This window comes from Halomonas llamarensis (assembly GCF_023555005.1).
GTDB classification, from domain to species: Bacteria; Pseudomonadota; Gammaproteobacteria; order Pseudomonadales; family Halomonadaceae; genus Vreelandella; species Vreelandella llamarensis.
The window spans coordinates 86304-113162 of record NZ_JAMJPJ010000002.1 but is presented as its reverse complement, the minus strand read 5'-3'; the positions used below and the strand labels follow the sequence as shown (position 1 = coordinate 113162).

23 protein-coding genes are annotated in these 26859 nt (G+C 55.5%); 17 read left to right on the top strand and 6 right to left on the bottom strand.

The annotated features are described in order from the left end of the window. Positions 1–89: 89 nt before the first annotated feature. Entirely contained in the window at positions 90–1001 is a 912-nt protein-coding gene (lpxC, locus tag M8006_RS02520; protein WP_250079746.1) for a UDP-3-O-acyl-N-acetylglucosamine deacetylase, read from the top strand. Between the two features lie 48 nt (positions 1002–1049). On the opposite strand, the gene M8006_RS02515 is transcribed toward lpxC, so the two are convergent. Continuing rightward, positions 1050–1517 carry a DUF721 domain-containing protein gene (locus M8006_RS02515; RefSeq protein ID WP_250079744.1) on the bottom strand — a complete coding sequence of 156 codons (468 nt, stop codon included), beginning with the start codon at positions 1515–1517 and terminating at the stop codon, positions 1050–1052. A gap of 521 nt (positions 1518–2038) precedes the next feature. Here M8006_RS02515 and secA point away from each other — a divergent pair. The 3 genes from secA (at position 2039) to M8006_RS02500 (ending at position 7107) form a co-directional block, all read left to right on the top strand. Then, positions 2039–4777: a preprotein translocase subunit SecA gene (gene secA, locus M8006_RS02510; protein ID WP_250079742.1), complete on the top strand. Its 2739-nt coding sequence runs from the start codon at positions 2039–2041 to the stop codon at positions 4775–4777. A 56-nt stretch (positions 4778–4833) separates the two neighbouring features. After that, a complete protein-coding gene (gene argJ / locus M8006_RS02505) occupies positions 4834–6063 on the top strand; it encodes a bifunctional glutamate N-acetyltransferase/amino-acid acetyltransferase ArgJ (RefSeq protein WP_250079740.1) in 1230 nt (409 codons plus the stop codon). 87 nt (positions 6064–6150) lie between these two features. Further along, positions 6151–7107, top strand: a complete 957-nt coding sequence (locus M8006_RS02500; RefSeq protein WP_250079737.1) for a Nudix family hydrolase — start codon at positions 6151–6153, stop codon at positions 7105–7107. Positions 7108–7175: 68 nt separating this feature from the next. On the opposite strand, the gene M8006_RS02495 is transcribed toward M8006_RS02500, so the two are convergent. Both M8006_RS02495 and M8006_RS02490 read right to left on the bottom strand, forming a co-directional pair. Beyond that, the gene (locus M8006_RS02495) at positions 7176–8078 is read right to left on the bottom strand and encodes a carbon-nitrogen hydrolase (protein WP_250079735.1); all 903 of its coding nucleotides are present in this window, start codon (positions 8076–8078) and stop codon (positions 7176–7178) included. Next, positions 8075–9148, bottom strand: coding sequence for an agmatine deiminase family protein (locus M8006_RS02490; protein ID WP_250079732.1), 1074 nt, complete (start codon positions 9146–9148; stop codon positions 8075–8077). The genes M8006_RS02495 and M8006_RS02490 overlap by 4 nt, the downstream gene beginning before the upstream one ends. A 124-nt stretch (positions 9149–9272) precedes the next feature. On the opposite strand from M8006_RS02490, the gene M8006_RS02485 reads away from it, so the two are divergent. Then, positions 9273–10514 carry a lipoprotein-releasing ABC transporter permease subunit gene (locus M8006_RS02485; protein WP_250079731.1) on the top strand — a complete coding sequence of 414 codons (1242 nt, stop codon included), beginning with the start codon at positions 9273–9275 and terminating at the stop codon, positions 10512–10514. 100 nt (positions 10515–10614) lie between these two features. Further along, positions 10615–11286 carry an ABC transporter ATP-binding protein gene (locus M8006_RS02480; RefSeq protein ID WP_250079943.1) on the top strand — a complete coding sequence of 224 codons (672 nt, stop codon included), beginning with the start codon at positions 10615–10617 and terminating at the stop codon, positions 11284–11286. Here the strand turns inward: M8006_RS02480 and M8006_RS02475 are convergent. Then, positions 11283–11834, bottom strand: a complete 552-nt coding sequence (locus tag M8006_RS02475) for a DUF2062 domain-containing protein (RefSeq protein WP_250079729.1) — start codon at positions 11832–11834, stop codon at positions 11283–11285. The two genes, M8006_RS02480 and M8006_RS02475, sit on opposite strands and share 4 nt — an antisense overlap. 101 nt (positions 11835–11935) lie before the next feature. On the opposite strand from M8006_RS02475, the gene M8006_RS02470 reads away from it, so the two are divergent. From M8006_RS02470 to M8006_RS02435, 8 genes are all read left to right on the top strand, one after another. Then, positions 11936–14206, top strand: coding sequence for a DNA internalization-related competence protein ComEC/Rec2 (locus tag M8006_RS02470; RefSeq protein ID WP_250079728.1), 2271 nt, complete (start codon positions 11936–11938; stop codon positions 14204–14206). 136 nt (positions 14207–14342) lie between these two features. Continuing rightward, entirely contained in the window at positions 14343–16082 is a 1740-nt protein-coding gene (gene msbA / locus M8006_RS02465; protein ID WP_250079725.1) for a lipid A export permease/ATP-binding protein MsbA, read from the top strand. Beyond that, complete coding sequence (gene lpxK / locus M8006_RS02460) at positions 16079–17095, top strand: tetraacyldisaccharide 4'-kinase (RefSeq protein ID WP_250079722.1); 1017 nt, start codon at positions 16079–16081, stop codon at positions 17093–17095. Before msbA ends, lpxK begins: the two co-directional genes overlap by 4 nt. Beyond that, positions 17095–17304, top strand: a complete 210-nt coding sequence (locus M8006_RS02455; protein ID WP_250079719.1) for a Trm112 family protein — start codon at positions 17095–17097, stop codon at positions 17302–17304. Before lpxK ends, M8006_RS02455 begins: the two co-directional genes overlap by 1 nt. Then, positions 17305–18087 (top strand): 3-deoxy-manno-octulosonate cytidylyltransferase, encoded by a 783-nt coding sequence (kdsB, locus tag M8006_RS02450; protein WP_250079716.1) that lies wholly within the window; start codon positions 17305–17307, stop codon positions 18085–18087. Next, positions 18084–18548, top strand: coding sequence for a low molecular weight protein-tyrosine-phosphatase (locus M8006_RS02445; protein ID WP_250079714.1), 465 nt, complete (start codon positions 18084–18086; stop codon positions 18546–18548). Before kdsB ends, M8006_RS02445 begins: the two co-directional genes overlap by 4 nt. Continuing rightward, positions 18545–19558, top strand: a complete 1014-nt coding sequence (gene murB / locus M8006_RS02440) for a UDP-N-acetylmuramate dehydrogenase (RefSeq protein ID WP_250079713.1) — start codon at positions 18545–18547, stop codon at positions 19556–19558. Before M8006_RS02445 ends, murB begins: the two co-directional genes overlap by 4 nt. A gap of 122 nt (positions 19559–19680) precedes the next feature. Then, a complete protein-coding gene (locus M8006_RS02435; RefSeq protein WP_250079711.1) occupies positions 19681–20127 on the top strand; it encodes a GNAT family N-acetyltransferase in 447 nt (148 codons plus the stop codon). A 22-nt stretch (positions 20128–20149) separates the two neighbouring features. On the opposite strand, the gene M8006_RS02430 is transcribed toward M8006_RS02435, so the two are convergent. Further along, positions 20150–21085: a DMT family transporter gene (locus M8006_RS02430; RefSeq protein ID WP_250079709.1), complete on the bottom strand. Its 936-nt coding sequence runs from the start codon at positions 21083–21085 to the stop codon at positions 20150–20152. Between the two features lie 84 nt (positions 21086–21169). Here M8006_RS02430 and M8006_RS02425 point away from each other — a divergent pair, with 84 nt between their 5' ends. The 3 genes from M8006_RS02425 to bluB all read left to right on the top strand — a co-directional run bounded on the left by M8006_RS02425 (position 21170) and on the right by bluB (position 22899). Continuing rightward, on the top strand, positions 21170–21658 hold the full coding sequence (locus M8006_RS02425) for a MarR family winged helix-turn-helix transcriptional regulator (protein ID WP_250079707.1): 489 nt from the start codon (positions 21170–21172) through the stop codon (positions 21656–21658). A gap of 83 nt (positions 21659–21741) precedes the next feature. Further along, entirely contained in the window at positions 21742–22200 is a 459-nt protein-coding gene (locus M8006_RS02420) for a GNAT family N-acetyltransferase (RefSeq protein ID WP_250079705.1), read from the top strand. 36 nt (positions 22201–22236) lie between these two features. Beyond that, a complete protein-coding gene (gene bluB, locus M8006_RS02415) occupies positions 22237–22899 on the top strand; it encodes a 5,6-dimethylbenzimidazole synthase (RefSeq protein ID WP_250079704.1) in 663 nt (220 codons plus the stop codon). Between the two features lie 119 nt (positions 22900–23018). Here bluB and rne read toward each other — a convergent pair whose 3' ends face one another. After that, positions 23019–26234, bottom strand: a complete 3216-nt coding sequence (gene rne / locus M8006_RS02410; protein WP_250079702.1) for a ribonuclease E — start codon at positions 26232–26234, stop codon at positions 23019–23021. Positions 26235–26859: the final 625 nt, after the last annotated feature.

The window sequence follows — 26859 nt, the reverse complement described above, 5'->3', positions numbered from 1 at the left end:
GCTGCTAGTATGAACACTGTTCGATAACCGGTGTCATCGTGACCCTACCCTCTTCCTCCTTCATTGTTACCAGAGTACGACCACTGCCCATGATCAAACAGCGCACCCTGCAAAACGTTATTCGAGCCACTGGAGTGGGGCTTCACTCAGGTAAACGCGTGGATATGGCGTTGCGACCTGCACCGGCTAACACAGGCATCGTGTTCGTAAGAACCGATCTAGATCCAGTTGCTGAAGTGCCTGCACGGGCAGGGCTGGTGGAAGATACGACGTTATGTACGGCGCTTTCTTATCGTGGTGTCAAAGTGGCGACAGTCGAACACTTGATGTCGGCATTGGCTGGGCTTGGTATCGATAATGCCTACGTTGATTTGAGTGCTGCTGAAGTGCCGATTATGGACGGTAGCGCTAGCCCTTTTGTGTTTTTGATTCAATCGGCGGGCATCCTAGAGCAGTCGGCAGCGAAGAAGTTTATCCGCATTAAGCAACGCATAGCCGTTCAGGATGAGGATAAAGAAGCGGTCTTTTTGCCGCATCAGGGCTTTAAAGTGACTTTCTCGATTGATTTTGATCATCCGGTGTTTGCACAGCAAAATCAGACGACTCGAATCGATTTTTCTACAACCTCGTTTGTCAAAGAAGTCTCTCGCGCGCGCACCTTTGGTTTTATGCGTGATATTGAATTTTTGCGCTCTAACAACTTGGCGCTAGGTGGTAGCTTAGACAACGCGATTGTGGTTGATGACTACCGGATTGTGAACGAGGGCGGCCTGCGTTACGACGACGAGTTCGTCAAGCACAAAGTCTTGGATGCTATTGGCGATCTTTACCAGCTCGGTTACAGTTTGATTGGTGAGTTTCGTGGAGTGAAATCAGGCCACGCACTGAATAATCAGCTGTGTCGCGAATTGCTCGCCCAGCCAGATGCGTATGAGGTTGTCACGTTTGAGGAAGAAGCAGCGGTCGCCCCGATCTCATATGCAGCGCCAGCAATGGCATAGTCAAAAGCGCTTCAATTTAGCCGTAAAAGCACCGTCTAAGCGGTGCTTTTATGTATCTGGCGTTTGGTTTGCGTGCGAAGCAAGCTTAGCAAGTGCTCGCTTGAGGGTAGGGTCGTTAGTGTCGTTGGCACAATCGTTAAGTGTTTGTGCCGCGCTTGATGAGAGAACTCTTGAATTGCGCGGTGGTGGTGTTACCGGCCGCACGGGGCGAACTTTGAAGGTAAGCCCTGTCACGCCTTCAAAGCCGGGAAGTTGATGCAGCAGACCTAGCAGGTGTGTTTGTTCAAAGCGCAGCCACGTTAGCCAACTGGCCTGGCTGCTGATAACGGTTAGCTTTCCCTGGTGAAAGCCGCCAACAAAAACGTGCGCTCGCATTTCTTCGGGTAGGTGCGCTCGCAAATGCCGCTGTGCTTTGTCAATCAAGCGTGACTGTCGCATCAACAACCCCAGTTCACCACGCTGATTGAGCAGTTGGGCGATGGGCTGTGCGCGAGAACGCTTAACCTTTATACTCATGCGCTTAACTCCTCAGCGTCCTATCATCTGGCAGGGGAGAATGACGGTTTCATTATTTATCAGCCAACACGCTCAGGAGCGCCTCACCGCATGTTTGCTACCTCAAACGCTACGTTGAGTTCGTCCCGGTCGCCACGCCGGTACGCCGCGGCGCGCTGGTGGTTAGCCGGGCTTCTTGTCAGCTGCTTGTTGCCGGCAAGTTTACACCCGGCGGAAGTACTTCGAAATGGTGAGCGCAGCGTATACAGCTATCTTTGGGTGTCGGCAGCATTGCTTGCGCGGTCACGGGGAATAGCGCTTAAGCGCCAATTGCGACATTACGTTGTCGCGCATTTTTCCTCGCTGCGCCGAGCACAGCATACATCAATCATAGTGCTCGTACGTACTGTGGTCGTGGCCTTGGTCGCCGCGCAAGATGTACAGACACGGCGTGGGCCGCCAGGCAAACCTAAGACGAGTTAAAGTTATTTGCCTGCTATCGGTAAGGTACACACCACACTGCCTAGTTTACTGGATGTTTCATGATCAATAATTTATTGCGCAAGGTGGTCGGATCAAAAAACGACCGCGACGTTAAACGGATGCATAAAAGCGTCCAGCACATCAGTGCACTCGAGGGTGAATTTGAAGCCCTAAGTGATGAAGCATTACAAAATAAAACGGTAGAACTACGCCAGCGCCTCAATAACGAGGAGCCGCTCGACAGCTTGTTGCCTACCGCATTTGCGGTGGTTCGCGAGGCGAGCAAGCGTGTCATGGGAATGCGCCATTTCGATGTGCAGATGGTTGGCGGGATGACATTGAACCGTGGCCGTATTGCGGAGATGAAAACCGGTGAGGGTAAAACGCTGGTTGCAACGCTTTCCGTCTACCTTAATGCGCTGCCCGCTAAAGGCGTTCACGTGGTAACGGTTAACGACTATCTCGCCCGTCGTGATGCCGACTGGATGCGGCCGCTTTATGAATTTTTAGGGTTATCGGTCGGGGTGATTTTTAGCGGCCAAACCGGGCCAGAAAAGCGTCACGCGTATCAGTGCGATATTACGTACGGAACTAACAATGAGTTTGGTTTCGACTATCTACGCGACAACATGGCCTTTTCGCTCGACGATAAAGTCCAGCGCGGACTGCACTACGCGATTGTCGATGAAGTCGACTCGATTTTGATCGACGAAGCGCGCACGCCACTGATTATCTCGGGCGCGGTGGATGAAAATACTGACCTTTATGGCGTTGTTAATCAGCTTGCCCAGCATTTAGAGAAGGGCGAAGAGATTGAAGGTGATGAGCCGACGGTCGTCGGTGATTTTCTGCTCGAAGAAAAGCACAAGCAGGTCGAGTTAACCGAGCAGGGTCACAATAAAGTCGAAGAGTTGATGCGGGCAGAAGGATTGTTAAGCGAAGAAGATTCGCTGTATGCCGCCCAGAACCTCAACTTGCTTCAGCACATGCACTCGGCCCTGCGTGCCCGGCACCTTTATCACAAAGATGTTGATTACATCGTCAGTGAGGACCAAGTCGTTATCGTCGATGAGCACACTGGGCGCAGTATGCCCGGACGTCGCTGGTCGGAAGGTTTACACCAGGCTGTTGAAGCGAAAGAAGGCGTCACTGTTCAACGTGAAAGCCAGACCTTGGCCTCAACCACGTTTCAGAACTATTTCCGTCTTTACGAAAAGCTAGCGGGCATGACCGGTACGGCCGATACCGAAGCGTTCGAATTCCGTCAAATTTACGGCCTCGACGTAGTAGTTATCCCGACCAACCGGCCGCTCGTGCGGAAAGACTTAAACGACCTTGTTTTCCTGAGTGCCGAAGAAAAATTTGAAGCGATCATCAAAGACGTAAGAACGGAAACCGAAGCCGGTCGTCCGGTTCTGGTGGGTACGGCTTCTATCGAAACGTCTGAATATCTGGCTAATTTGATGCGTGAGGCGAAAGTTGATTTTAACGTCCTCAATGCGAAGCAGCACCAGAGTGAAGCCGAAATTATCGCCCAGGCTGGTCGTCCCGGTGCAGTGACGATTGCCACCAATATGGCCGGTCGTGGTACCGATATTGTGCTAGGGGGGAATTGGGAGGCCGAAGTCGCGAAGCTGGAAAACCCCACCCAAGCGCAGATCGATACAGTCAAAGCCGAATGGCAAAAGCGTCACGATGCAGTTCTCGAAGCAGGTGGCTTGCACGTGGTAGGCTCTGAACGCCATGAGTCGCGTCGGATTGATAACCAGCTGCGGGGTCGTGCAGGGCGTCAGGGGGATCCTGGCTCCACGCGTTTCTTCCTATCGCTGGAAGATAGCTTGATGCGCTTGTTTGGCTCAGATCGTGTTAAGCGTTTGATGCAGGCATTAGGGCTTGAACACGGTGAGGCGATTGAGCACAAAATGGTCTCTAACGCGGTGGAGCGTGCTCAGAAGAAAGTCGAAGGGCGCAACTTCGATATCCGCAAGCAGCTTCTTGAGTACGACGACGTGGCCAATGACCAACGTCGCGTTATCTACGAACAGCGTAATGAAATCCTCGCTTCAGACGATGTGTCAGACGCGGTTGTCGGCATACGCGAAGAGGTCATGGATGGCGCCATTAGTGATTTTGTGCCGCCGCAGAGCCTGGCCGAACAATGGGATCTCGCGGGGCTTGAGGCGCACTTGAAAACGGAGTTCAATCTAGAGACGCCGGTGGTGCAGTGGGCCAAAGAGGATGAGCGCTTTAGCGAAGAAAAGCTGCGTGAGCGCCTGCAAACCATGCACCGTGAAGCCTACGCGGCTAAAGTGGAAGCCGCAGGTGAGACGCTGATGCATCGATTCGAAAAACAGGTCATGTTGCAGGTGTTGGATACCCGTTGGAAAGAACACCTTCAGTCGATGGACCATTTGCGTCGAGGCATTCACCTGCGGGGCTATGCGCAGAAAAACCCCAAGCAAGAATATAAGCGTGAGTCGTTCGAACTCTTCCAGTATCTGCTGACCAACATTAAAGCCGATGTGACACGTATTCTAAGCCATGTCCAAGTGCGTCAGCCAGAAGAAGTGGAAGCCCTTGAAGCCAAGCGCCGTGAAGCGCTTGAACGTGAGCAGGCAACCGCTGATAGCCGTCATGACGACCCAGCTGCGGATAATGCCAGCGATACAGAAGCCGAGCCGCTACCGGGGGGCGATGGCCGCCCAGTGCGGCGTGAAGGACCCAAAGTAGGGCGTAATGATCCTTGCCCCTGTGGGTCAGGCAAAAAGTACAAGCAGTGCTGCGGTAAGCTTAATTAAGCTTAAGCCATAGCTAATTCATTTTTGGCCATCTTCAACGGTGAAGGAAGGATGACATGGCGGTAGGAAACGTGCCTTTTCCGGCAATGCCCACGATCAAAGGGGTTCGCCTGGGTAGCACCATGGCAGGGATTAAAAAACCGGGACGTCGCGACCTTGTGGTCATTGAGCTACCCGAAGCGGCCACCATGGCGGGTGTGTTTACCCGAAATGCGTTTTGTGCCGCGCCGGTACACGTGGCAAAAGCGCACCTAGCCGACTGCCAGGTGCGTCAACAAACACCGCGCTATTGGTTGATTAACACCGGCAACGCCAACGCCGGTACTGGCGAGGTGGGCATGCGCGATGCCAAAAAAAGCTGTGACGCCTTGGCCGAGCACGCCGGTGTCTCGCCGGAAGCCGTATTGCCTTTCTCTACCGGGGTGATCGGTGAGCCGTTGCCGATGGATGCGCTGCTAGCCGGTATTCCCGAGGCACTAAAAGCCTGCGACAGTAGTGGATCCGCTTGGCAGCAAGCAGGCGAGGGCATCCTCACCACCGATACCGTCCCCAAAGGAGCCAGTGTCGTGGTGGAGCTGGGTGATAAGTGCGTCACGATTAATGGGATCACCAAAGGTTCCGGCATGATTAAGCCCAACATGGCTACCATGCTGGGGTTCGTGGTGACAGATGCCACCGTCGCGCAGCCGCTATTGCAGCAGTTGTTACGTGAGACGGTAGATCGCTCGTTTAACTGCATTACCGTGGATAGCGATACCTCGACCAACGATGCCTGTATGTTGGCGGCGACGGGCGAATCAGCAGTGATCGAAACCCAAGAGCACATCACGATTTTCCGTAACGGCTTGCAGCGCGTCATGACAGAGCTTGCCCAAGCGATTATTCGGGATGGCGAAGGCGCGACCAAATTCGTCACGCTGCAAGTGGAGCAAGCACAATCGCGTCAAGAAGCGCTGGATGTGGCGTTTACCGTCGCGCATTCGCCGCTGGTGAAAACCGCGCTTTACGCCTCGGATGCTAACTGGGGACGTATTCTCGCCGCGGTGGGTCGAGCACCGGTTAACGATTTCGATGTTAATCGCGTGGTGATCGACCTTGATGAAGTGCGGATTGTGGAAGACGGTGGGCGCGCACCCCGTTATAACGAAGAATCAGGGAGCGCTGTGATGGCGCGTGAAGAGATTACCATCGGCATTAAATTAGGGCGGGGAGAGCAGAGTGCCACGGTGTGGACGTCTGATCTCTCCCATGACTATGTGTCGATTAACGCCGACTACCGAAGCTAAATTGCTCAAAGCGAAATCGAGAGCAAGCCTGAGCAAGAGGATAGCGAAGTGGTGCGGACGGTAAGCAAATTAGTGGATACAGATGCAATGAATGTAATGGTAAAACGACGAGTACACGTTGCTGCGGCTGCAATGATTAGTGCCGATCAGAAGCAAGTATTGATTGCGCGTCGACCGTCTAATGTCGACCATGGCGGCCTTTGGGAGTTTCCCGGCGGTAAATTGGCACCCTACGAAACCGGTTTGGAAGGGTTGAAGCGCGAGCTTCACGAAGAGCTGGGGGTGGAGATTTCGTGCGCCCAGCCGTTGATTCGTGTGCATCACGAATACCCGGATAAGCACATTTTGCTTGATGTGTGGCAGGTCCATGCGTTCTCTGGCGAGCCATTCGGTCGTGAAGGTCAAGCGGTGCGCTGGGTGCCAATGAATGAGTTGGCTAACTACCCGTTTCCCGCCGCGAATCTGCCGATTTTACGTGCGGTCATGCTGCCTACCGAGTATTTGATTACCGGTGAAGAAACGGACGAAGCGCGCTTTGATGCTCGCCTAGAACGCGCTCTCAAGGAAGACAATATTCGCCTGGTGCAACTACGTGCCAAGGGACTTGATCACGACGCCTTTGTCGCACGTGCGCAGCGTGCACTGGCGCTTTGTCGTCATCAAGGGGCGCGTTTACTGCTAAACGCAGAGCCTGCGCTGTTAGACGATGTTGACGCCGATGGCATTCAATTGACCAGTGAGCGCTTGATGCAGCTAGAGCGTCGGCCGATTGCGGAAAACAAGTGGCTCTCAGCTTCAACGCATAACACGGCCCAGCTGAAGCAGGCCGCGATGCTCGGCTGCGATTTCGTGACCCTCTCGCCGCTTCGCACGACACCGTCGCACCCGGACGTGCCTCCTGTGGGCTGGCACGATTTTCAGCAGCTCGTGGAGCGTGCAGGCATGCCTGTCTTCGCCTTAGGTGGGATGACGCGCTTTGATGCCAATCATGCCCGCGCCGTGGGCGCTCAAGGTATCGCGTCGATTCGCGATTTCTGGAAATAAAACTGAAAGTAGAGGCAGTAGGCAAACGCCACGGCCCGCTTTCATAGCAGGCCGTGGTGTTTTTGTGGTTAGTCACGGTAACGGCGTGTTAAGTCGCCGTAGGCGTCAATACGCCGGTCGCGCAGATACGGCCAGATGCGACGCATGTTCTCGCAGCGCTCCATGTCCAGTGTCACGACCAGCTGCTCGGTCTCCTCTCCCGCATGAGCAAGCAGTTCGCCTTGCGGGCCGCTAATAAAGCTTCCTCCCCAAAATTGTACGCCATCGCCCACACCTGATAGATCGGCTTCAAACCCGACGCGATTAGCCGCTAGAACGGGTAAGCCGTTGGCCACACCGTGAGCGCGCTGAATCAGCGTCCAGGCGTCTTTTTGCCGTTGTTTTTCGGCGTCATCGTCGCGCGGGTCCCAGCCGATAGCGGTGGGGTAGAGCAAAAGCTCGGCGCCGGCGAGCGCCATTAAGCGTGCTGCTTCCGGGTACCACTGATCCCAACATACCAGTACGCCTAGTTTGCCTACCGACGTGTTGATGGGAGTAAAACCTTCCTGACGGCTTTCGTCCACATCGCCTTGCGTGAAGTAAAATTTCTCGTAAAAGCCAGGGTCATCGGGGATATGCATTTTACGGTAGTGCCCCACGCGGCCTTTATCGCGGTCGTACACCACGGCGGTGTTGTGATAAAGCCCCGCCGCGCGGCGCTCAAAGATCGATCCCACCAGCACAATTTCGAGTTCCTGGGCCAGCTGAGCCAAGCGCTGCCCAGTGGGGCCGTCGAGCGATTCGGCAAGATCGAAAAGGGCCGGATCTTCGTATTGGCAAAAATAGTGGGTGGCGTGCAGCTCTTGCAGCAGCACCAGTTCAGCTCCTTGCCTGGCCACCGCGCGGATGCCGACCTCGCTTTCAGCGAGGCTCTGGGCTTTGTCCGGCCACGCGGGCTGCTGAACGAGCCCTACGGTCAACGTTGTCGTCATGATGACTCCTGTGCAAAAAGCGCGTGATTGATACTGCCTTGCGGCAGCTGCATGGTTAGGCAGTGTAGGCTGCCGTGTTGGCGAATCACGCTGGTGCAGTCGATGGGAATCAACGTATGTTCGGGAAACGCTACGGCCAGCGCATTCAGTGCGACCACATCAGCTGGGTCGGCGTAACTGGGCACGAGCACCGCGTCGTTGATGATCAAAAAGTTAGCGTAGGTGGCGGGTAGACGATGTCCATCTTCCGGGTCATAGCACGGCTCCGGCCACGGTAAAGGGATAAGACGGTACGGCTCACCGTTTACTTGATGAAACGCTTGTAACTCCGCTTCCATCGCTTTTAATGCCGAAAAATGCGGGTCAGCGGGGTTGTCGCAGCGCACGTAGGCAATGGTATCAGGAGCACAGAAGCGGGCCAGCGTATCGATATGGCTATCGGTGTCATCGCCTTCTAGATAGCCGTTTTTAAGCCATAAGACGCGCTCGATACCCAAATCGCGTGCCAGTTTGGCTTCGATATCGCCACGCGAAAGCTCAGCGTTACGGTTGGGGTTTAACAGGCACGCTTCGGTCGTGAGCAGTGTGCCCAAACCATCGGTTTCGATGCCGCCGCCTTCAAGCACGATATCGCGTGACGCCACAGGGCAAGCCCAGACATTCGCTTCGTCGAGGCGCTGAGTCAGCTGATTGTCCCGCGTTGCGGGGAATTTTCCACCCCAACCGGTGAACGGGTAGTCCAAAAGGCAGAGCTCGCTTTGCGCATTGATGACGCTGATAGGTCCGTGGTCCCGTGCCCAGGTATCATCGCTTTCGGCCACGAGGAGACAAAGGAGGTGCGGTGCGACGCCGTAAGCGGCAAAGGTTTGTGCTAAACGTATTTGCGTCGCGCTGTCGGGCGCGCTGATAAGCACGCGCTGATAGCGCACGCTGGCAAGCACAATGCGCTCAAGCGTTGCCTCAATACGGGAAAGTAGCGGTGCCCAATCGCCGCCAGGGCGCGGCCAGGTGAGCTGAATGGCATCTTGAGGGTGCCATTCAGGCAGCAAGCGGAAAGTCGTCGTTGCCAACGTAAAGCCTCATGTGGGTCTATGCCAGAAAAATCGCGCCATGATAAACCTAAAGGCGCGGCGGGCGCATGCAGGCAAGTGAAAAAAACCGTACCATGAGCGTTCGCTGATAAGGATGACTGCCATGCTTGATCGATTGCCTTTTCTGGTGGGGCTGCGCTATGTGCGCGCTAAACGCCGGAACCATTTCATTTCGTTTATTTCTCTCACCTCGATGCTGGGGTTGATGCTCGGGGTTGCCGTTTTAATTCTTGTGCTCTCGGTGATGAACGGCTTCGACCATGAGCTACGCACACGCATTTTGGGCATGGTGCCGCACACCAAAATTGAATCCCGCAGTGGGCTTGTGGAGTGGGAGTCGCTGGCAAGCGAGCTGGTTGAGCGCGAGCGAGTGATCGGCGCTGCCCCGTATGTGGAACAGCAGGGCATGTTTTCAATTAATGGCCGCAACCAAGGCGCTATGGTGAACGGCATTCACCCTGACTGGGAAAATCAGGTATCGATTATTGGCGAGCATATGCGTCAGGGGAGTTTGGATGACTTAAAGCCTGGTGAGTGGAATGTGGTGTTAGGCTCAATGCTTGCGCGCCAACTTGGCGTTGGCGCGGGGGATCGCGTCACGCTGCTGGTGCCCGAAGCCTCCATCACGCCTGCCGGGGTGTTTCCGCGCTTAAAACGCTTTACGGTCAGCGGAATTTTTAGCGTAGGCGCGGATCTTGATGCCAATTTGGCCTACGCCCATATAGAGGATATGCAAACGTTAGCGCGTTTGGGCGAGGCGGTTGGCGGTATTCGTGTCGAACTGGATGATCTCTTTGTCGCGGGCCAGGTAACCCAGGATATTATCAATGATCTTGGGCCCAATTATCGCGGCAGCGACTGGACCTATTCCCACGGCAATCTGTTTCAAGCCATCCAGATGGAAAAGCGCATGATTGCACTGCTGTTGACGGTGATTATCGCGGTGGCTGCCTTCAATATCGTCTCGACGCTTGTCATGGTAGTGACCGACAAACGCGCAGACATTGCGATTTTGCGTACGATTGGCGCGACGCCACGTTCGATCATGGGTATTTTTATTGTTCAGGGGTTGGCCATCGGGGTGATGGGTATCGTCATCGGGGTGCTGATTGGCGTGGCGCTGGCGCTGACTATCTCGGATGTGATTGGTTGGGTAGAAGCGGTGCTGGGCATCCAGTTCCTTGATGCCGGTGTCTACTTCATCAGCGACTTGCCCTCGCGTCTGTATTGGGGCGATGTCAGCCGTATCGTGGCGGCAGCCTTTGGGCTGACGTTCCTCTCGACCCTCTATCCCGCTTGGCGCGCTGCCCGTGTACAGCCTGCCGATGTATTGCGCTATGAGTAAGGATGCTGCTATGCCCATACCAAAATCGTCTATGCAAAAACGGTCTTCACAAGAAGATTCCTCCACTGAGGGAACTGCTTGCACAGAGACAGCGCCGGTGATGTTGGAGTGTCAAGCGCTAACAAAAACCTACAGCGAAGGGCCGCGCGATCTCACCGTGCTGAGTAACCTTTCACTAAGCGTGCGTGCAGGCGAGCGTGTTGCCGTGGTGGGTAGCTCGGGTTCGGGCAAAACGACGTTACTGAATTTGATGGGCGGGTTGGACCGCCCCACCTCAGGCAGGGTAGTGATTGGCGGAGAATCACTGGCTGGATTGGGTGAGGCCGCATTAGGGCGTTTTCGCAACCGCTATATTGGCTTTGTGTATCAGTTTCACCACTTGCTAGCGGAGTTTACTGCGGTAGAAAATGCCGCATTGCCGCTGATTATTCGCGGTCAGCGTAAGCGCGAAGCGGAAAAGCGAGCATTGGCGCTGCTGACGCGAGTGGGTATGGAAGGTCGGGCGGATCATAAGCCCGGCGAGTTATCCGGGGGCGAGCGTCAGCGTGTGGCAATTGCGCGGGCCTTGGTGACTGACCCAAGCCTTGTGTTAATGGACGAGCCAACGGGCAACCTGGATCAAACTACCGCTGGAACGATTTTGGCGCTGATGGATGAGTTGGCCAAAGAAAGCGCCTGTGCGTTTGTTATCGTGACACACGACCCAGACCTTGCCGCCCACCAAGATCGTGTATTAAAACTTGATGCTGGTCAGCTTATCTCGCAGGGCTAATCGTCAAACTCTGACGCAATCTGTGCTCGGCGGCGCTGGCGCTTTTTACGCCGCTGCCGCCAGTGGCGTGATACGTGCCAGCGCCACACCAGCCGAATGCATACGTTAGCGAGTAGCGCAAGGCATACGGCAGTGATCAGGGAGCCCAACACCAGCGCCGGCATAATATCTTGGATCTGCTCGGCAACCCAACGCGTTGAAATCCGGTCTGGCACCTCGTGCACCGGTATATCGAGGAAAAAAGAGCCAATACGGTAGTTGCCATAAAAAATCAGCGGCATGGTGAGTGGGTTAGTAACCCATACCAGCCCAATCGACAAGGCAAGATTGCAGCGCGTCACTTTCGCACCTAAAGCGGCGATAAGCATTTGAAAGGGAATCGGCAGCATGGCGCAAAAAAGTCCCACACTGAAGGCGTTTGCTACGCTACGACGGGTGAGTAACCATAGCCGAGCATCGGCGATCAGCGGCGTGACCAGCCGCAACGAGCGTTGCCGTTTGAGGGTGTCGGGCCTGGGCATGTAGCGCTGTAGAAACCGCCGCGGCATGGTCAATACTCTTGCCTAGTGAAGAGCCCATTATCCATATAGTGGGTGCATTCGGCTACGCAAGGGGATAGAGCGCTAGGATTGCCAAGGAGGGCAGAGGAATGCAGTTAGGTATAGCGCTACCCGCAGGGCTGGCGGCGTTAAGCGGTGCTGTGGTAGCCCATTCAGGTATCGCCGTGCTTTTTCCCGATTTGACGCTGAGCCTGTGGCTTGTCTCTGCATTACTGCTCGCGATGTGGCGACCGCGGGCGCTGTTTTGGTGGGTAATAAGTGCTGGCGTATTGTATGCTATCCATGTCGAGCAGGGGCGCATACTGCCGCTTGGATTGAGCGGTGAAGATGTTCAGGTTGAGGCACGTGTTATTAGCGTAAGTGAAAGTGCGAGCATCGCGCGCCTGACGCTGCAAGTGATTGAGTGTACCGGACATCTCTCTAGGCCAAGCTGCGAACGGGTGAAAAAAGTGCGCGTGAGCGCTTATGGCATACCCGCTTTTCAACCTGGTGAACGCTGGCAAATGACGCTGAGGCTGCGCCCGCCGCGAGGTTTTCGCAATCCTCATGCATTTAACTATCGCGCCTGGTTATGGCGTGAACGGATTCATGCCACCGGCTACGTGCGCCAAACGCCCGCACCTTCACGGCAAGCGGGCGCACCCTTCTCGCTGCGCCGCCAAGCGCTAGCGTATTTAGCCCGGCAGCCGCTTGATACCACCGCCAAACGCTGGTTGGCAGCGCTAACGCTGGGCGAGAGCGATGCGCTTACTGCAGGCGATTGGTCGCTGCTTAACGCCAGCGGCACAACACATTTGGTGGTAATTTCTGGCCTTCACGTCGGGCTGATTGCCACCTTTAGCATGCTACTCGCGCGTATGTTAGCCCGGCTATTGACACCCCATCATTGGAAAATGCGCGCCTGGCCTTGGTGGGTGGCAGCTGCTGCTACGGTGGCCTACGCCAGTTTTGCTGGGCTTGGGCCACCGGCTATGCGCGCGATGATCATGGTGTTAATGGGCCTCTGGGTGTTGAGCGGTCGCCACGCCCCAGGGGCTTGGCAAGCGTGGTGGCTAGCCCTGTCGCTGGTGGTGCTATTTGATCCGCTATCCGTCTGGCGGCCAGGCTTTTGGCTTTCGTTTGTGGCGGTGGCTTGGCTGATTGTGATTTGGCAGGGGAGAACCCGCCCGCAAGGCATGCGCGGCTGGCTATGGGCGCTATGCCGTACTCAGCTTTTATTAGCGCCCCTGATGGCAGGGGCGGTGCTGCTGGCTTTTGGCCGCGTATCGCCGGTAGCCCCGTTAGTAAACCTCTTTGCAGTACCGTGGGTAAGTACGTTGATGGTGCCAAGTGCTCTCTTGGGATGGTTGCTGGCGCCAATACCGCTACTGGGCGATATTGCTTGGTGGCTCTTTAGCCAACTGCTCACGCTGCTACAAAAGAGCTTGGAGATAGCTATCGCGTGGGCGCCGCTTTGGGAGCCCAACGCCCGCGAAAGCATCTCATTAGCGCTTGCCTTTATGTGGGGCGCCCTTTGCTGGGGTTTGCCTTCAACGTCATGGTGGTTGCGTATCAGTGCGACAGGACTAGTGGCGCTGGTGGTCATCGCACCGCGAAGTGAGCCTTGGCCCGAGGACGCTTTGCGTGTGCGCGTTTTTGATGTTGGCCAAGGGCAGTTGGTGGAGCTAAAAAATGGCCGCGAGCGGATGCTTTACGATACTGGCCCACGTTTCCGATCAGGGTTCATGCCGCTAGATACCCTTTGGCCACCGGGCCAGCGTTTTGATCGCGTACTGGTTAGCCATGCGGATAATGATCATGCTGGTGGGGTGAAAGCGTTGATTGAGCAGCACAGCGTGGCACGGTGGCTGGCGCCGCAAGGCGAAAAAATCGAAGGGCCGGAGATAACACCTTGTCATCGCGGGCAGCAATGGCGGCAGAGTGGCGCGGTCTATAAGATTTTGTGGCCACCCGAGGGAGATAATTCGCACTCAGCCAATGATCGCTCTTGTGTGCTTAGCGTGCGCGTCGGCGAGCACACATTACTGATCACCGGCGATGTAGGCACTGACGTGGAGCGCCGCTTGCTCGCCGATATTGACGCACCGCTAAGTGTGTTGATTGCAGGTCATCACGGTAGCCACACAAGCTCGGGCGTACAGTTTGTGCGCCACACCGCGCCGCGCCATGTGATTTTCAGCGCCGGGCGAGATAATTCCTTTGGGCACCCGGCTGATCGTGTCGTGCGCCGCTTTCGCCGCGAAGAAAGCTGCTTGTGGAACACGGCTCATGACGGCGCGCTGACGTTCTGGCTAATTCCTGGTGAGCCGCTGGCGGTGCTACCCATACGAGACTGGCCAGGATCGCGCCGGCGGTGTTGATGCCGCAGATGATGAGGTAGAATCCTTCGCACGTTAGCGAATGTTTAAAACAAAAGTAAAACGCGTTGTTCACAGACTGTTGTTAACGACCTCTTTTCAAAAATGTATTGCCACTAACTGATCGCCAGGAGCGCGTGTGACGGATTCCGGTTGGGCTATTTACAAACGTCTTTTAAGCTATGTAAAGCCACACTGGCGGGCTTTTTCGCTGGCTGTCGTGGGTTTCACCATTTATGCTGCCTCCAGTACCGCGCTGGCGGAGTTGATGAAGCGGCTCATTGACGGGATCCAAAACCCTGACGCCGCCTTTCGCATTTTTCTGCCGCTGTTCGTGGTGATCATGTTTTCTGCGCGTGGGCTAGGGACGTTTTTAAGTACGTATTTCATGGCCTATGTGGGGCGCTACGTTATCCATACGCTGCGTTGCGATGTGTTTGCCCACATGATGCACCTACCCGGCGTGTTTTTTGACCATCACTCCAGTGGGCACTTGGTGTCGCGAGTGACCTACCACGTTGAGCAGGTCGCCGGAGCGGCGACAAAATCGGTGACGATTCTGCTGCGCGAAGGTCTCTTTGTGATCGGTCTGCTGGGCTATCTCCTTTGGACCAACTGGCTTTTAACCCTGCTCTTTTTGACCGTCACGCCAGTGATCGCATTGGTGGTGAGTTATGTAAGCAAGCGCTTTCGGCGTATTTCTAAGCGTATTCAGCACTCGATGGGCGATGTGACGCACGTGGCCTCTGAGGCGCTTTCCGGCCACCGCGTGGTGCGAACCCATGGCGCTGAAGGGTACGAGAAGCAACGTTTTGCCCGTGTGAGCGAAGAGAATCGGCGCCAAAGCATGAAAGAGGCGATGACCAAAGCCATCAGTTCACCGGTTATTCTGATGCTGGTCGCGATTTCCATGGCCGTACTGGTGTGGCTGGCCATGGCACCGGCGCTGTTGGAAGATATGACGCCGGGCGAGTTTGTCGCCTTTATTACCGCCGCGGCACTGATGATCAAGCCTGTGCGCCAACTAACTGAAATTAATAGCGAAATTCAAAAAGGAATCGCGGCGGCTACCGAGCTGTTTGGGCTCTTGGATGAATCTGCCGAGCGCGATGACGGCACAGTCTCCCCTCGGCGCCTGCAGGGTGATGTGGTGCTGGAGAACGTACACTTTCGCTACGCGCATGAACAGCCGAATGTGCTCCATGGGATTAACTTGAGCGTGGCCGCGGGTGAGATGGTGGCCGTCGTGGGGCGTTCGGGTAGCGGTAAGTCAACGTTGGTGAGTCTCTTACCACGCTTTTATAGCCCCATCGAGGGCGCTATCACCATCGATGACACCGATATTCGTGAGTACCAGCTTGGGCCGCTGCGTCAACAGATAGCGCTAGTGTCACAGCAGGTCACGCTGTTTAATACCACGATTGCCAATAATATTGCCTATGGCGTGGATAACGCTGACCCGCAGACCATCGAAGCGGCGGCACAAGCGGCATATGCCCACGAGTTTATCGAAAAGCTGCCCGATGGTTACCATACACTGGTAGGCGATAACGGTGTGATGCTTTCGGGTGGTCAACGTCAACGCTTGGCCATCGCACGGGCGATCTTTAAAGACGCACCGATTTTGATTCTGGATGAGGCGACTTCCGCGCTTGATACCGAGTCGGAACGCTATATTCAGCGAGCGTTAGAAACCGTGTGCAAAGGGCGCACCACGCTGGTCATCGCCCACAGGCTTTCTACCATTGAGCGCGCCGATCGTATTGTCGTGATGGAGCAGGGGCGCATTATTGAAGAAGGCACCCACGCCGCGCTGTTGGCACAAGAAGGCGCCTATGCGGCACTTCACCAGCTGCAGTTTCAGGAGGAGCGGGTGTGAGCGTTGCCGAGCGCTGGCTGGAAGCGGCTTATCAGGACCGTTTTTGGCTTTTGCCCCTACGCCCGCTTGGTAGCCTTTATCGCGCTGTAATGGCGCGCCGTGAGGCGGCGTACCGTTGTGGGAAATGCGCAGTGTGGCAGGCGCCGGTGCCGGTGATTGTCGTAGGCAACATTACCCTCGGTGGCACGGGGAAATCGCCCTTGGTAGCCTGGCTTGCTCGTTGGCTGAGTGAACAGGGCTATACACCGGGTATCGTCACCCGCGGCTATGGCGGCAAAGCCCCGAGTTACCCGCTCTGGGTGACGCCGGAAACGCCCGTCGCGCAAAGCGGAGATGAGCCGCTGATGCTTGCCCAGCAGACCGGCGTGCCGGTGGTGGCTGACCCCCAGCGTGCTCGTGGCGCCGAAGCGCTAGTGGTGGCAGGCTGTAACGTGATTGTCAGCGACGACGGCTTGCAGCATTTGGCGCTGGGGCGCGATATCGAACTCGCCGTGGTGGATGGTGCGCGCGGGCTTGGTAACGGACGTTGCCTACCTGCCGGACCGCTACGCGAGCCGCCGGAGCGCCTGAACCGTGTCGATGCCGTGCTGGTTAACGGTGAGTTGCAGGCTGAGTTGATGGTGGCGTCAACGCCGATGCGCCTTGCGCCAATTGGCTGGCGCGAACTTAAATCAAATAAGCACAGGCCGCTTTCACCGCTGCCGTTTATGCTACCGGTGCACGCCTTGGCGGGGATCGGTAGGCCTGAGCGCTTTTTTGCCACGCTAAAGGCGCTGGATATTAGCGGCGAGTGGCATGCCTTTCCCGATCACTACTCCTATGATGCCGCGTCGCTGTGTTTTACACCTGCCGAATATCAGCGGCCGCTGGTCATGACCGCTAAAGATGCGGTCAAATGCCGTGATGTCGCCCCACCCGATAGTTGGGTATTGGATGTCGAAGCGACGCTTCCGCCTGAATTCGAGCAGTGGCTAGCCGCCCGGCTCGCAACCCTTTCCGAGGAGACGAACTGATGGATAAACAACTGCTAGCGATGTTGGTTTGCCCGCTGTGTAAAGGCAAGCTCAAGTATGACCGTGACGCCGGTGAGCTGCACTGCCTTTACGACGGACTCGCCTATCCGATTCAAGACGATATCCCGGTGATGTTGCCGGAAGAGGCGCGCAAGATGGATGCCGACGAAAAGCTCCCCACTTCGCTTGGCCGCACCGGAGAGGCGTAAATGGCAGCCGCTGACTTTATTGCAGTTGTACCCGCGCGCTTTGGCTCATCGCGACTGCCGGGTAAGCCGCTTTTACCCATTGCCGGCGAGCCAATGGTCGCTCACGTTTGGCGGCGCGCCTGCGAAAGCCAAGCAAAGCGCGTGGTGGTGGCCACCGACGATACACGTATTCGCGACGCCTTAGCGCCCTATGGCGCCGAGGTAGTGATGACGCGTGCCGATCACCCCTCCGGCACGGACCGCTTGGCCGAGGTCGCCGAAATATTAGCGCTTCGCGATGACGCGCTCTTGGTCAACGTGCAAGGTGATGAGCCGTTGATCCCGAAAGCGTTGATCGACCAAGTGGCCTTGCGTCTAGCGGACGATGCCGAGGCTTCAATCGCTACCCTGGCTGAGCCGATCAGCGATGTAGAGGCGCTATTTAACCCCAATGTGGTCAAGGTGGTGCGCTCGTTTGATGGGCGTGCGCTCTACTTTTCCCGTGCACCGATTCCCTGGGACCGTGAGCACTTCGCTGCCCGCCCCGAACTATTGCAGACCGATGCTTGGCTGCGTCACATCGGCCTTTACGCCTATCGGGCCGGTTTTCTGTACGCGTATCGTGACTGGCGGCCAGCGAGCCTGGAGCAGTTAGAGCAGCTTGAACAGCTGCGCGCACTGCAACATGGGCACGCGATTCAAGTGGCGCTGGCCAGTGAGGTTAATCCACCGGGGGTGGACACAGCGGAAGACTTGGCGCGCGTCAGGGCCCTGATAAAGTCGTCGCAAGAGGAGGCAAAATGAACGTATTGTTTGTTTGCTTAGGCAATATTTGTCGCTCACCCAGCGCGGAAGGTGTTTTCCGTCAAGTGCTCGACAACGCGAACATGACCGAGCAAGTGCGCGTTGACTCCTGTGGGATCGGCCCGTGGCATGTGGGAAAAGCGCCCGATAAGCGTTCCCAGGCCGCTGCCAAGCAGCGCGGCATTGATATTAGTGCGCTACGGGCGCGGCAATTCGCACCCGATGACTTCGCCCGCTTTGATTATATTTTGGCCATGGATCACGATAACCTGCAGGCGATTCGTGCGATGCAGCCAGCGGATTACACCGGGCGCGTGGGTTTGCTGCTGGAGTTTGCCGGGCACGCCGGTGCTGAGGTGCCAGACCCGTATTATGGTGGCGATCAGGGTTTCGAGGAGGTGGTAGATTTGATCGAAAGCGCCTCTCGCGGTTTGCTTAATCACATCCGGTCGAGCGCATGAACCCAGAGCCGCACTGGCAGCGCGACGTTGATCTTAGCAATGCCAACACGCTGCGCTTGCCTGCCGAAGTCGAACATTTTTCCGCGCCCGAAACGCTTGAAGCCCTTGCTGCCTGCGTGCGCGATGCGGGCGAGCAAGGGTGGACGCTTAATCTATTGGGCGGTGGAAGTAACGTATTGCTGCCCACGCGCCTGAAAGGCGCCGTGATTCGTCCGCGTTTGAAGCAGTGGTGGCTAGACACGCGCGACGATGCCGTGATGGCTTATGTCGGCGCAGGAGTTAATTGGCATTCGCTGGTGATGATACTGGCCCAGCGTGGGCTGTGGGGTGTTGAAAATCTGGCGCTGATCCCTGGTGATTGTGGGGCGGCGCCAGTGCAAAATATTGGCGCTTACGGCGTGGAGCTTTCCGATGTGCTGGAAGGCGTACAGGTCATGTCGCGCCACGACGAAACCCTGACTTGGCTTTCCTTTAATGACTGCGCCTTTGGTTATCGCGATAGCATGTTCAAGCGCTCGCTTGCGGGTGAGGTGATTATTACCCGTCTTGCGTTGCGTCTGTCACGAACACCACGTCCGGTGCTAGGTTATGGCGATTTAGCCCGCCGCGTAAGCCAGCAACCAAGCAGCTTCGAAATCGCTCAGCGCGTATGTGAAATTCGCCGCGAGAAACTGCCCGATCCAACTCAGTTGCCCAATGCTGGTAGCTTTTTTAAAAATCCGCTGATCAGCGCTGATAAAGCAGAGAAACTGCTCGCACGCTATCCCAATATGCCGAATTTCCCACAGGCTGACGGGGGCTACAAAATCGCGGCGGGCTGGCTGATTGACCAGTGTGGGTTAAAAGGAGCGCGTTTTGGCGCTTTTGGCGTGCATGAGCATCAGGCACTGGTGTTAGTGCACTTTGGCGGTGGCGACCGTGCTGAACTTTTGCAGGTAGCCAAGCGTATTACCGCGGCCGTTCAAGCACGCTTTGGCGTCGGGCTGGAGATTGAACCACGTTGCCTGTAGCAGCTGGGTGAATATTACCGTCAATGTTTGGTTATATGTGTCTTGTATAAAGTCAGCAATTGCTTTGACAAGCATAGCAACTCTTGCAAAAAGTGCGTGAATGTCGTGCTAGGAATAGAGATATGATGCCTTTAATTCGGCCAACCAATGACAAGGCGTACGCAGAAAATTTAATTTGTCAGAACATGGCTGTTTACCATAAGCAGCTGAATATGTGCTGGGACCCCGCCTTATTTGCTAAAGACTGGGGCGAATTAGACAGCTATGAGTTAGTCATAAACGCTTCACGAGTGGGGCTGTTATGCATAAATCACGATGAAAATGCCTACTACATCCGGGAACTACAAATTGACCCGCAGTGGCAGCGTCAAGGCTTGGGCTCCAAGGCTATCCGCTACGTGATCGAAACCGCCCAGCAAGCGGACGTTAACTTAATTCGGCTCCGTGTTTTTTGTATCAACCCAGCCATCGCTTTATACGAGCGTATGGGGTTTCGCGTACGTAAAACTGAAGGCGAGACTCACTATATGGAACGGAGCATAAAAGAGACAGGTAATTTAGTTAAATGATGCCTGTTGAGTCCCTCTTGGGTTATTGAGCCTGAGGGCGTTGTTTGGCTTTGCCAATATTGAGCAGAGCAATACCGGTACCAATTAGTAGAGTGCCTAGAAGTAAGCCCTCGGGGGCGGTTTCACCTTGTAGTAATATGGCAACCGGAACGCCCACAACGGCGCCGACAGAACCTAAAAGACTCAAAAACACTGGGCCACCACTTTTCTGTAGCAAAAAGAGCAGTAAGAACTGACCAGCGAAGACTAGCGCCTGAAGGGCAATCAGTATAATTGGCAGGGAGCGGTCTGTTGGAACACTCAGTGAAAAGCCGGGCAGGAAACCCGCGTTGAGCAGAATAACGGCAGCGGCGATGAGCATCCCGGGCGCCAATGCATCGCTGGATACGCCTGCTGGCCAGCGCAAGGTTCGATAGAGGTTGCCGATGGCCAGCATGACGGGCCCAATCAGGGCAAGCAGTATCCAGACATAATCAGCATCCGGGGCGGAAAGCTTATGGAAGGCCAGGGACACGGCCCCCGCGAGGGCTGATATGACCCCCGCCGCACGCATCACCTGGAAGCGTTCTATTTTTAACATTAACGCACCGATATAGGTGAGTAGTGGTGGCAGAGTGATGATTAATGCCACGAACCCAGCACCCACATGGGGGATGGCTGAGAAAAAAAGCAGGTTGGCGCTTGCAACGCCTAGCAGACCGGAAACAAAGTAATACTCAAGGGTACGAAGGTTAATCGGCGGAAGGTTATGGCGAAAGGCTGAGAGAACCAACAGAATAAGCGACGCCCCTGAAATCGACCAAAACAGGAAAGCGAGCGCTGACAGCTGAAGGTCTCCGGCAAGTTTAGCCAAATTAGTCGATAGACCCAGTAAGGCGCCACCGGCAAACAGGTACATCAGTGGGGCAAGCCAAGCTCTTTTAGATGAGTGTGTGACGGTTGTGGTTGATAATGTCATTCGTTATGCTCTCGGCAAATATCTTGATATCAAGGTATGTCCAATTAATTTTGACGTCAAGCTAATTAGGCGCAAAAGACTCACATGGATCATGTAGACAACATTCTCAAACAGTGGCAACAAGAGAGGCCCGATCTTGATGTTGTGCCGATGGGCACCATCGGGCGGGTCAAACGGCTGAACCACACCTTAATGCGCGCAATGGAAAAGACCTGGGCGAAATACGGTCTGACTGACGCGAGCTTTGACGTTCTGGCGACCCTACGCCGAGAGGGAGCGCCTTACGCGCTATCGCCGGGGGATTTGATGGCATCTACGATGGTGACATCGGGCACTATGACCCATCGTATCAATCAGCTGGAAAAGGCGGGGTTGATTGAGCGGGTCAAAAATCCCACCGATGGCCGCGGTTTTCTGATCTCTCTCTCGCCGCCTGGGTTTGATTTGATCGACGACGCGGTTACCGCCCATGTGGAAACCCAGGCGCAGCTGGTGAGTGGCCTGACGGAAGAACAACAGGAGCAACTCGATGCTCTGCTCAAGCAGTTTCTAGCGGGATTTGAGCAAGAATGAGTTGCATCGTATCGGTAGGTTGACCGTTATTTTATCTGCGAAAGCTGGCTTGCCTGCAACTTCAATATGGAGACCTTTACTTCATGCCGCTACGCTTTAGCTGGTCCCGCCTGGAATCGTTAAGCACGCTCTATTTTTATGAAATGGTCAAGGCACGCGAATCGGTATTTGTGGTTGAGCAGCAATGCGCCTATCAAGAGGTTGATGAGATGGATCTCCATTCTTGGCATCTATTCGTTTCCATGGAGGGGGAGATGGCGGCTTATGTAAGAGTCGTGGATCCGGGGGTTAAATATTCTCAGCCTTCAATTGGCCGAGTAATGACGTTGGCAAAGTTTAGACGTCGAAAAGTTGGTCGTGCGCTGATGACTGAAGCCATTCGTTTCACGGAGCAGACGTTCCCTGGTATGGGCATTAAGATCAGCGCGCAAGTTTACTTAAGTGCATTTTATCAATCGTTGGGGTTCAAGGCAGTCAGTGAACCATACGATGAGGATGGAATTCGTCACATTGATATGCTGAAGCCCGCCGTCGAAAGTTAAACACTGCAGCTTAAACTAAAGGATTCCGCCATCGCCATGACCCAACCAAACCACTGTTTTTCCGATGCTGAGCGCCGTGGACTCTATCGCGCCATATACGAGCGGCGCGATGTGCGCTCGCAATTTCTGCCCGACCGGACTCCCCCTGATGTGCTGGCCCGCCTTTTGGAGGCAGCGCACCATGCGCCTTCAGTGGGATTTATGCAGCCTTGGGATTTCATCGTGATTGAAAGTTGCGAGGTTAGGGAAACAGTGCTGTCGATGTTCGAGCAGGAGAACCAGAAGGCCGCCGGGCGCTTTGAAGGTGAGCGCCAAGAGCGTTATCGCAGCCTTAAGCTGCAAGGGATTATGGAAAGCCCGCTGAATCTTTGCATCACCTGCGACCGTGACCGGGGCGGCCCCCACGTGCTAGGGCGCAATAGTATTGTGGATACCGATCTTTTCAGCACGTGTCTAGCCGTACAAAACCTATGGTTGGCGGCACGGGCAGAAGGCATTGGCGTTGGCTGGGTGAGTATCCTTGAGCAGGCGCAGCTAAGTACGGCGTTGAACTTGCCTGAACATGTTTATCCGCTGGCGTACCTCTGCCTTGGCTATGTCAGTGAGTTTTTAGATCAGCCTGAACTTGAGGCCAAAGGCTGGCGCTCCCGATTGCCTTTACATGAGCTGGTGCATCGCGATACCTGGGGTAATCGCTGACAGAACCGCTACTTGATGGCTTGTTTTCCCCAAGTGGCGCGTCGGGCGCTATATCGACAAGTGGAAAAAAAGCCCAGAGGCGTTGCCTCTGGGCTTTATCCTTTCGTGACGATTACGGTTTATTCGCCGCTTGCGTCCTGCTGCTGGCGCTTACGTAACTCGCGCGGGTCATTATGGGCCCGACGACGGCGACGTGATTTGGCCGCTGCTTGGCTCTCAGTAGTACCTTCGGCCTGAGCCTGTTCGGCTGCTGGCGCTTTCGTGGTGTCTGCTTTTTCCGCTGGCTGCTCTTCGCTGCTGGTAGGCGCTGTCGCTTGCGTATCAGCTGCTGCGCTTTCCGCCGCCTCGGGCTTACCGGCATCAGGCTGGCTGGAAGCCGGGTCCGTCTTCGTCTCAGGTGCTGATTCGGCCTTAGCCTCTGGTTGAGTGTCAGGCGTTAATTCAGCTTTGGTTTCAGGTTTAGATTCAGGTGTTTTTTCAGCCTGGGCGCCAGGTTCTGTTTGAGGCGCGGCTTCAACCTTAGGTTCTGTTTCTGTCTCAGGGTCCGTCGGCGTCTGTGCGTTATCTTTCGGCTCCGGTTTAGTCTCTTCCTCCGCTTTCGGCTGAGCGTCAGTGGAAAGGTGGGTCTCCGTCTTGGCTTCTTCGGCTGGCGCAGCCGCTGCAGGCTCGGTGCTGGCAGTCGGCGCTGGAGCGCTCTCGGCTTTTTCCTCAGCTTTTACCTTTTGTTCGCTTGCCTCTGGCTCAGGCTTGGCTTCTGACTCAGAGTTGGCCTCTGGTTGGGTTTCTGGTTGGGTTTCTGGTTGGGTTTCTGGTTGGGTTTCTGGTTGGGTTTCTGCTTGAGCTTCTGATTTAGCCTCAGTCGGCGCTTTTTGTTCCTGAGTCGCCGCTTCGTTCTCAGACTCAGGCGTTGAAGCCTCTTCAGCAGGTGCCTCGGCCGCTTGCGTTTGCAACGTCAGCTGCTCAGCTTCCGCTTTGGGATTAATAGCATGTTGGCGCGAGCGAGTGCGCGGATTGTTGCGAGTACGCTTCGGCTTGCCATCGTCCTGCGCAGTGGCGTCGGCCTCAGGCGCGGCTGGTGCTTCTTTGCGCGATGGTTTTGCTGAGGACTTAGTGCTCTCGTCCGACGTATCTTTCGCCGCATCCGGCTTTTTTGCCTCTTGCGGTTGAGCCGTTTCATTGCGCTGGCGATTCTCTTTGTTATCGCCTTTTTCTTGCTGGGGATGACGACGACGGTTACGGGTACGGCTTGGGCCGCTGCGCTTTTCGCCGTTGTCGTCTTTGCCGACACTCTCTTTACTCGAAGAATTCTCTTTACCCGAGGACGTGTCAGCCGCAGGCGTATCACCTGCTGGCGTATTGCGCTGCGAACTACGCGCTTCGGCGTCTTCTTGGCGTTTCGCTTTAGGTTCAGGCTTCGCGCTGGCTTTCTCCTCTGCCTTAGGGTTTTCTTTAGCGTTGCCCTTGGCATTGCCTTTTGTGCTTTCACGGCGAGAATTATCGCGGCGTTGCTCGCTGGGCTTGCGCTGCTTTGGCGTTTGCGTGCGGGGCGTAGACGGCGCTGCTTCTTGCCGTGTGTTGCGCTCTTGCTCGTTACCGAGGTCGTCGCTATCGTTGCCTAAGAACTTGGCCACGCCACGAATCATGCGGCTAAGTAGCGTGGTAGCGTCTGCCTCTTTTTCAGCGGCAGGTTGGCAGGGCGTGGTGTCATTTTGTAGCGATGCCGGGGCGGGTGCATTGTGCACGACACTTTTCACCGCGGCTTCCGCACGTAGGGCGGTGGGCGTGAAACCTGGATCTGGCTCTTTGCCAACATCCGTATCCGTGGAGAGCTCAAAGCTCGAAAGCGTTTGCGTGTCGTCTTCGTCGAGGTGGTCGTCGCGTAGTCGCTGCACATCGTAGTGCGGTGTATCCATTTCAGGATTGGGTAGTAGTACGACGCGCACCTCTTGGCGGGCTTCGATATCCGCCAGTACGCTACGCTTCTCGTTAAGCAGATAGGTTGCGACCGGTACGGGCAAAATAGCGCGGATTTGCGCGCTGCGCTCTTTCATGGCTTCTTCTTCGATCAATCGCATGATCGAAAGCGAGAGCGAGCGTACATCGCGAATGGTGCCTTGGCCGTTACAGCGAGGGCAAACCACACCGCTGGTTTCGCCGAGTGACGGCCTTAGACGCTGACGCGACATCTCCATGAGACCAAAGCGCGAAATGCGACCAATCTGTACGCGGGCACGGTCGAGTTTCAACGCGTCGCGCATGCGGTTTTCGACTTCGCGCTGGCTGCGTGCAGGGCCCATGTCGATGAAGTCAATCACGACCAAACCGCCAATATCACGTAGGCGTAGTTGGCGAGCGATCTCGTCGGCGGCTTCCGAGTTGGTTTGCAGTGCGGTTTCTTCGATATCGCTGCCGCGTGTTGCACGCGCAGAGTTAATATCGATCGATACTAGGGCTTCGGTGTGGTCGATGACAATCGAGCCGCCGGAAGGGAGTTTTACCTCGCGCTGGTAGGCGGTTTCGATCTGTGATTCGATCTGGAAGCGTGAAAAAAGGGGTACTTCGTCAGCGTAGAGCTTAATTTTTTGCTGGTAAGACGGCATCACCTGGCGGATGAAATTGAGCGCGTCGGCATGAATCTCCGGGCTATCAATCAGTACCTCGCCAATATCTTGGCGTAAGTAATCGCGCATGGCGCGAATGATGACGTTGGATTCGCGGTAGATCAAAAATGGCGCCCAGCGCTTGCCCGCTTCGGTGGTAATGGATTCCCACACTTGCACTAAGTAATCCAAATCCCACTGAAGCTCTTCGGGCGAGCGGCCGATACCGGCAGTACGCACGATCAGGCCCATCTTATCCGGCACGGTGAGCTGACCCATGGCCTCTTTTAGCTGGCTGCGCTCTTCACCCTCAATACGGCGTGAAATACCGCCCGCACGGGGGTTGTTGGGCATCAGCACCAGAAAGCGCCCGGCTAAGCTGATAAAGGTCGTCAAGGCGGCGCCTTTGTTGCCGCGCTCCTCTTTATCTACCTGGACAATGACTTCCTGGCCCTCTTTTAGCACTTCTTTAATGCTGGGACGGCCAGACACATCTTTGACAAAGTAGTCGCGAGATATCTCTTTGAGCGGCAGGAAGCCGTGGCGCTCAGCGCCAAAATCGACAAAAGCCGCTTCGAGAGAGGGCTCGACGCGGGTGATTTTGCCCCGGTAAATATTGGCTTTTTTTTGTTCCCGAGAACCGGACTCGATATCCAAATCGTACAGGCGTTGACCATCGACAAGCGCGACGCGCAGCTCTTCTGGCTGGGTCGCATTGATGAGCATCCGTTTCATGTTTTCTCACATAGCGTTGCGTGCCGGCGATCCGTTAAGTTCAGCACAGTCAGTACGAAAAACAGACGACTGAAAACTTAGCGCGGATGACGTAAAGCAAATCGCGTTGCTGCGTGCTTGTGCTCGGGCATAGATATGCTGACGCATTAAGCCGGATGGTAGTTGCCAACCCGGCTGGTTTTGGCGTTGAGTACGTGGCGGAGGCAGGACATATCGCGGTGGCTGTCATCTCCATCCGGTCCTGCTGACTCCGCCAACACCTGGCATTCATCGATTTACCAACGTCGGCTACCGGCACAACGTTGAACTTAGAGCCCATCGCTCAATATGCCCTATGACATTAGGCAATTTAACGGCGGGCATGGCGTTTATCTTATACAACTTCGCTGCCGTTAATTTATGTTAACGGCAGCGACCTGACTTTTAATCTTCTGACACGAGTGTTGTCACTCGCGTCAGTTTTTTTATTTGGCGCATATAACCATGCTTACACGGTCATTTCCGCCTTGCTCTGGCCTGCGTGTTGGTCGGGCAGGCGCCTTTGGCCACATGGAGGGCGAGCGCCTTTGAATATAACAGTAAAGCGCTATGCCAGCAATTGACGCAATGCGTAGGCGTCTACGCT

What these genes read in the sequence shown, in the direction of transcription:
- M8006_RS02470 (WP_250079728.1), top strand. Translation starts at nt 11,936, where the DNA reads ATGCAGTTAGGTATAGCGCTACCCGCAGGGCTGGCGGCGTTAAGCGGT.
- secA (WP_250079742.1), top strand. Translation starts at nt 2,039, where the DNA reads ATGATCAATAATTTATTGCGCAAGGTGGTCGGATCAAAAAACGACCGC.
- M8006_RS02475 (WP_250079729.1), bottom strand. Translation starts at nt 11,834, where the DNA reads ATGCCGCGGCGGTTTCTACAGCGCTACATGCCCAGGCCCGACACCCTC.
- M8006_RS02420 (WP_250079705.1), top strand. Translation starts at nt 21,742, where the DNA reads ATGCCGCTACGCTTTAGCTGGTCCCGCCTGGAATCGTTAAGCACGCTC.
- M8006_RS02445 (WP_250079714.1), top strand. Translation starts at nt 18,084, where the DNA reads ATGAACGTATTGTTTGTTTGCTTAGGCAATATTTGTCGCTCACCCAGC.
- M8006_RS02425 (WP_250079707.1), top strand. Translation starts at nt 21,170, where the DNA reads ATGGATCATGTAGACAACATTCTCAAACAGTGGCAACAAGAGAGGCCC.
- M8006_RS02515 (WP_250079744.1), bottom strand. Translation starts at nt 1,517, where the DNA reads ATGAGTATAAAGGTTAAGCGTTCTCGCGCACAGCCCATCGCCCAACTG.
- murB (WP_250079713.1), top strand. Translation starts at nt 18,545, where the DNA reads ATGAACCCAGAGCCGCACTGGCAGCGCGACGTTGATCTTAGCAATGCC.
- bluB (WP_250079704.1), top strand. Translation starts at nt 22,237, where the DNA reads ATGACCCAACCAAACCACTGTTTTTCCGATGCTGAGCGCCGTGGACTC.
- M8006_RS02430 (WP_250079709.1), bottom strand. Translation starts at nt 21,085, where the DNA reads ATGACATTATCAACCACAACCGTCACACACTCATCTAAAAGAGCTTGG.
- M8006_RS02435 (WP_250079711.1), top strand. Translation starts at nt 19,681, where the DNA reads ATGATGCCTTTAATTCGGCCAACCAATGACAAGGCGTACGCAGAAAAT.
- M8006_RS02495 (WP_250079735.1), bottom strand. Translation starts at nt 8,078, where the DNA reads ATGACGACAACGTTGACCGTAGGGCTCGTTCAGCAGCCCGCGTGGCCG.
- M8006_RS02500 (WP_250079737.1), top strand. Translation starts at nt 6,151, where the DNA reads ATGAATGTAATGGTAAAACGACGAGTACACGTTGCTGCGGCTGCAATG.
- M8006_RS02480 (WP_250079943.1), top strand. Translation starts at nt 10,615, where the DNA reads ATGTTGGAGTGTCAAGCGCTAACAAAAACCTACAGCGAAGGGCCGCGC.
- M8006_RS02455 (WP_250079719.1), top strand. Translation starts at nt 17,095, where the DNA reads ATGGATAAACAACTGCTAGCGATGTTGGTTTGCCCGCTGTGTAAAGGC.
- rne (WP_250079702.1), bottom strand. Translation starts at nt 26,234, where the DNA reads ATGAAACGGATGCTCATCAATGCGACCCAGCCAGAAGAGCTGCGCGTC.
- M8006_RS02485 (WP_250079731.1), top strand. Translation starts at nt 9,273, where the DNA reads ATGCTTGATCGATTGCCTTTTCTGGTGGGGCTGCGCTATGTGCGCGCT.
- lpxC (WP_250079746.1), top strand. Translation starts at nt 90, where the DNA reads ATGATCAAACAGCGCACCCTGCAAAACGTTATTCGAGCCACTGGAGTG.
- argJ (WP_250079740.1), top strand. Translation starts at nt 4,834, where the DNA reads ATGGCGGTAGGAAACGTGCCTTTTCCGGCAATGCCCACGATCAAAGGG.
- kdsB (WP_250079716.1), top strand. Translation starts at nt 17,305, where the DNA reads ATGGCAGCCGCTGACTTTATTGCAGTTGTACCCGCGCGCTTTGGCTCA.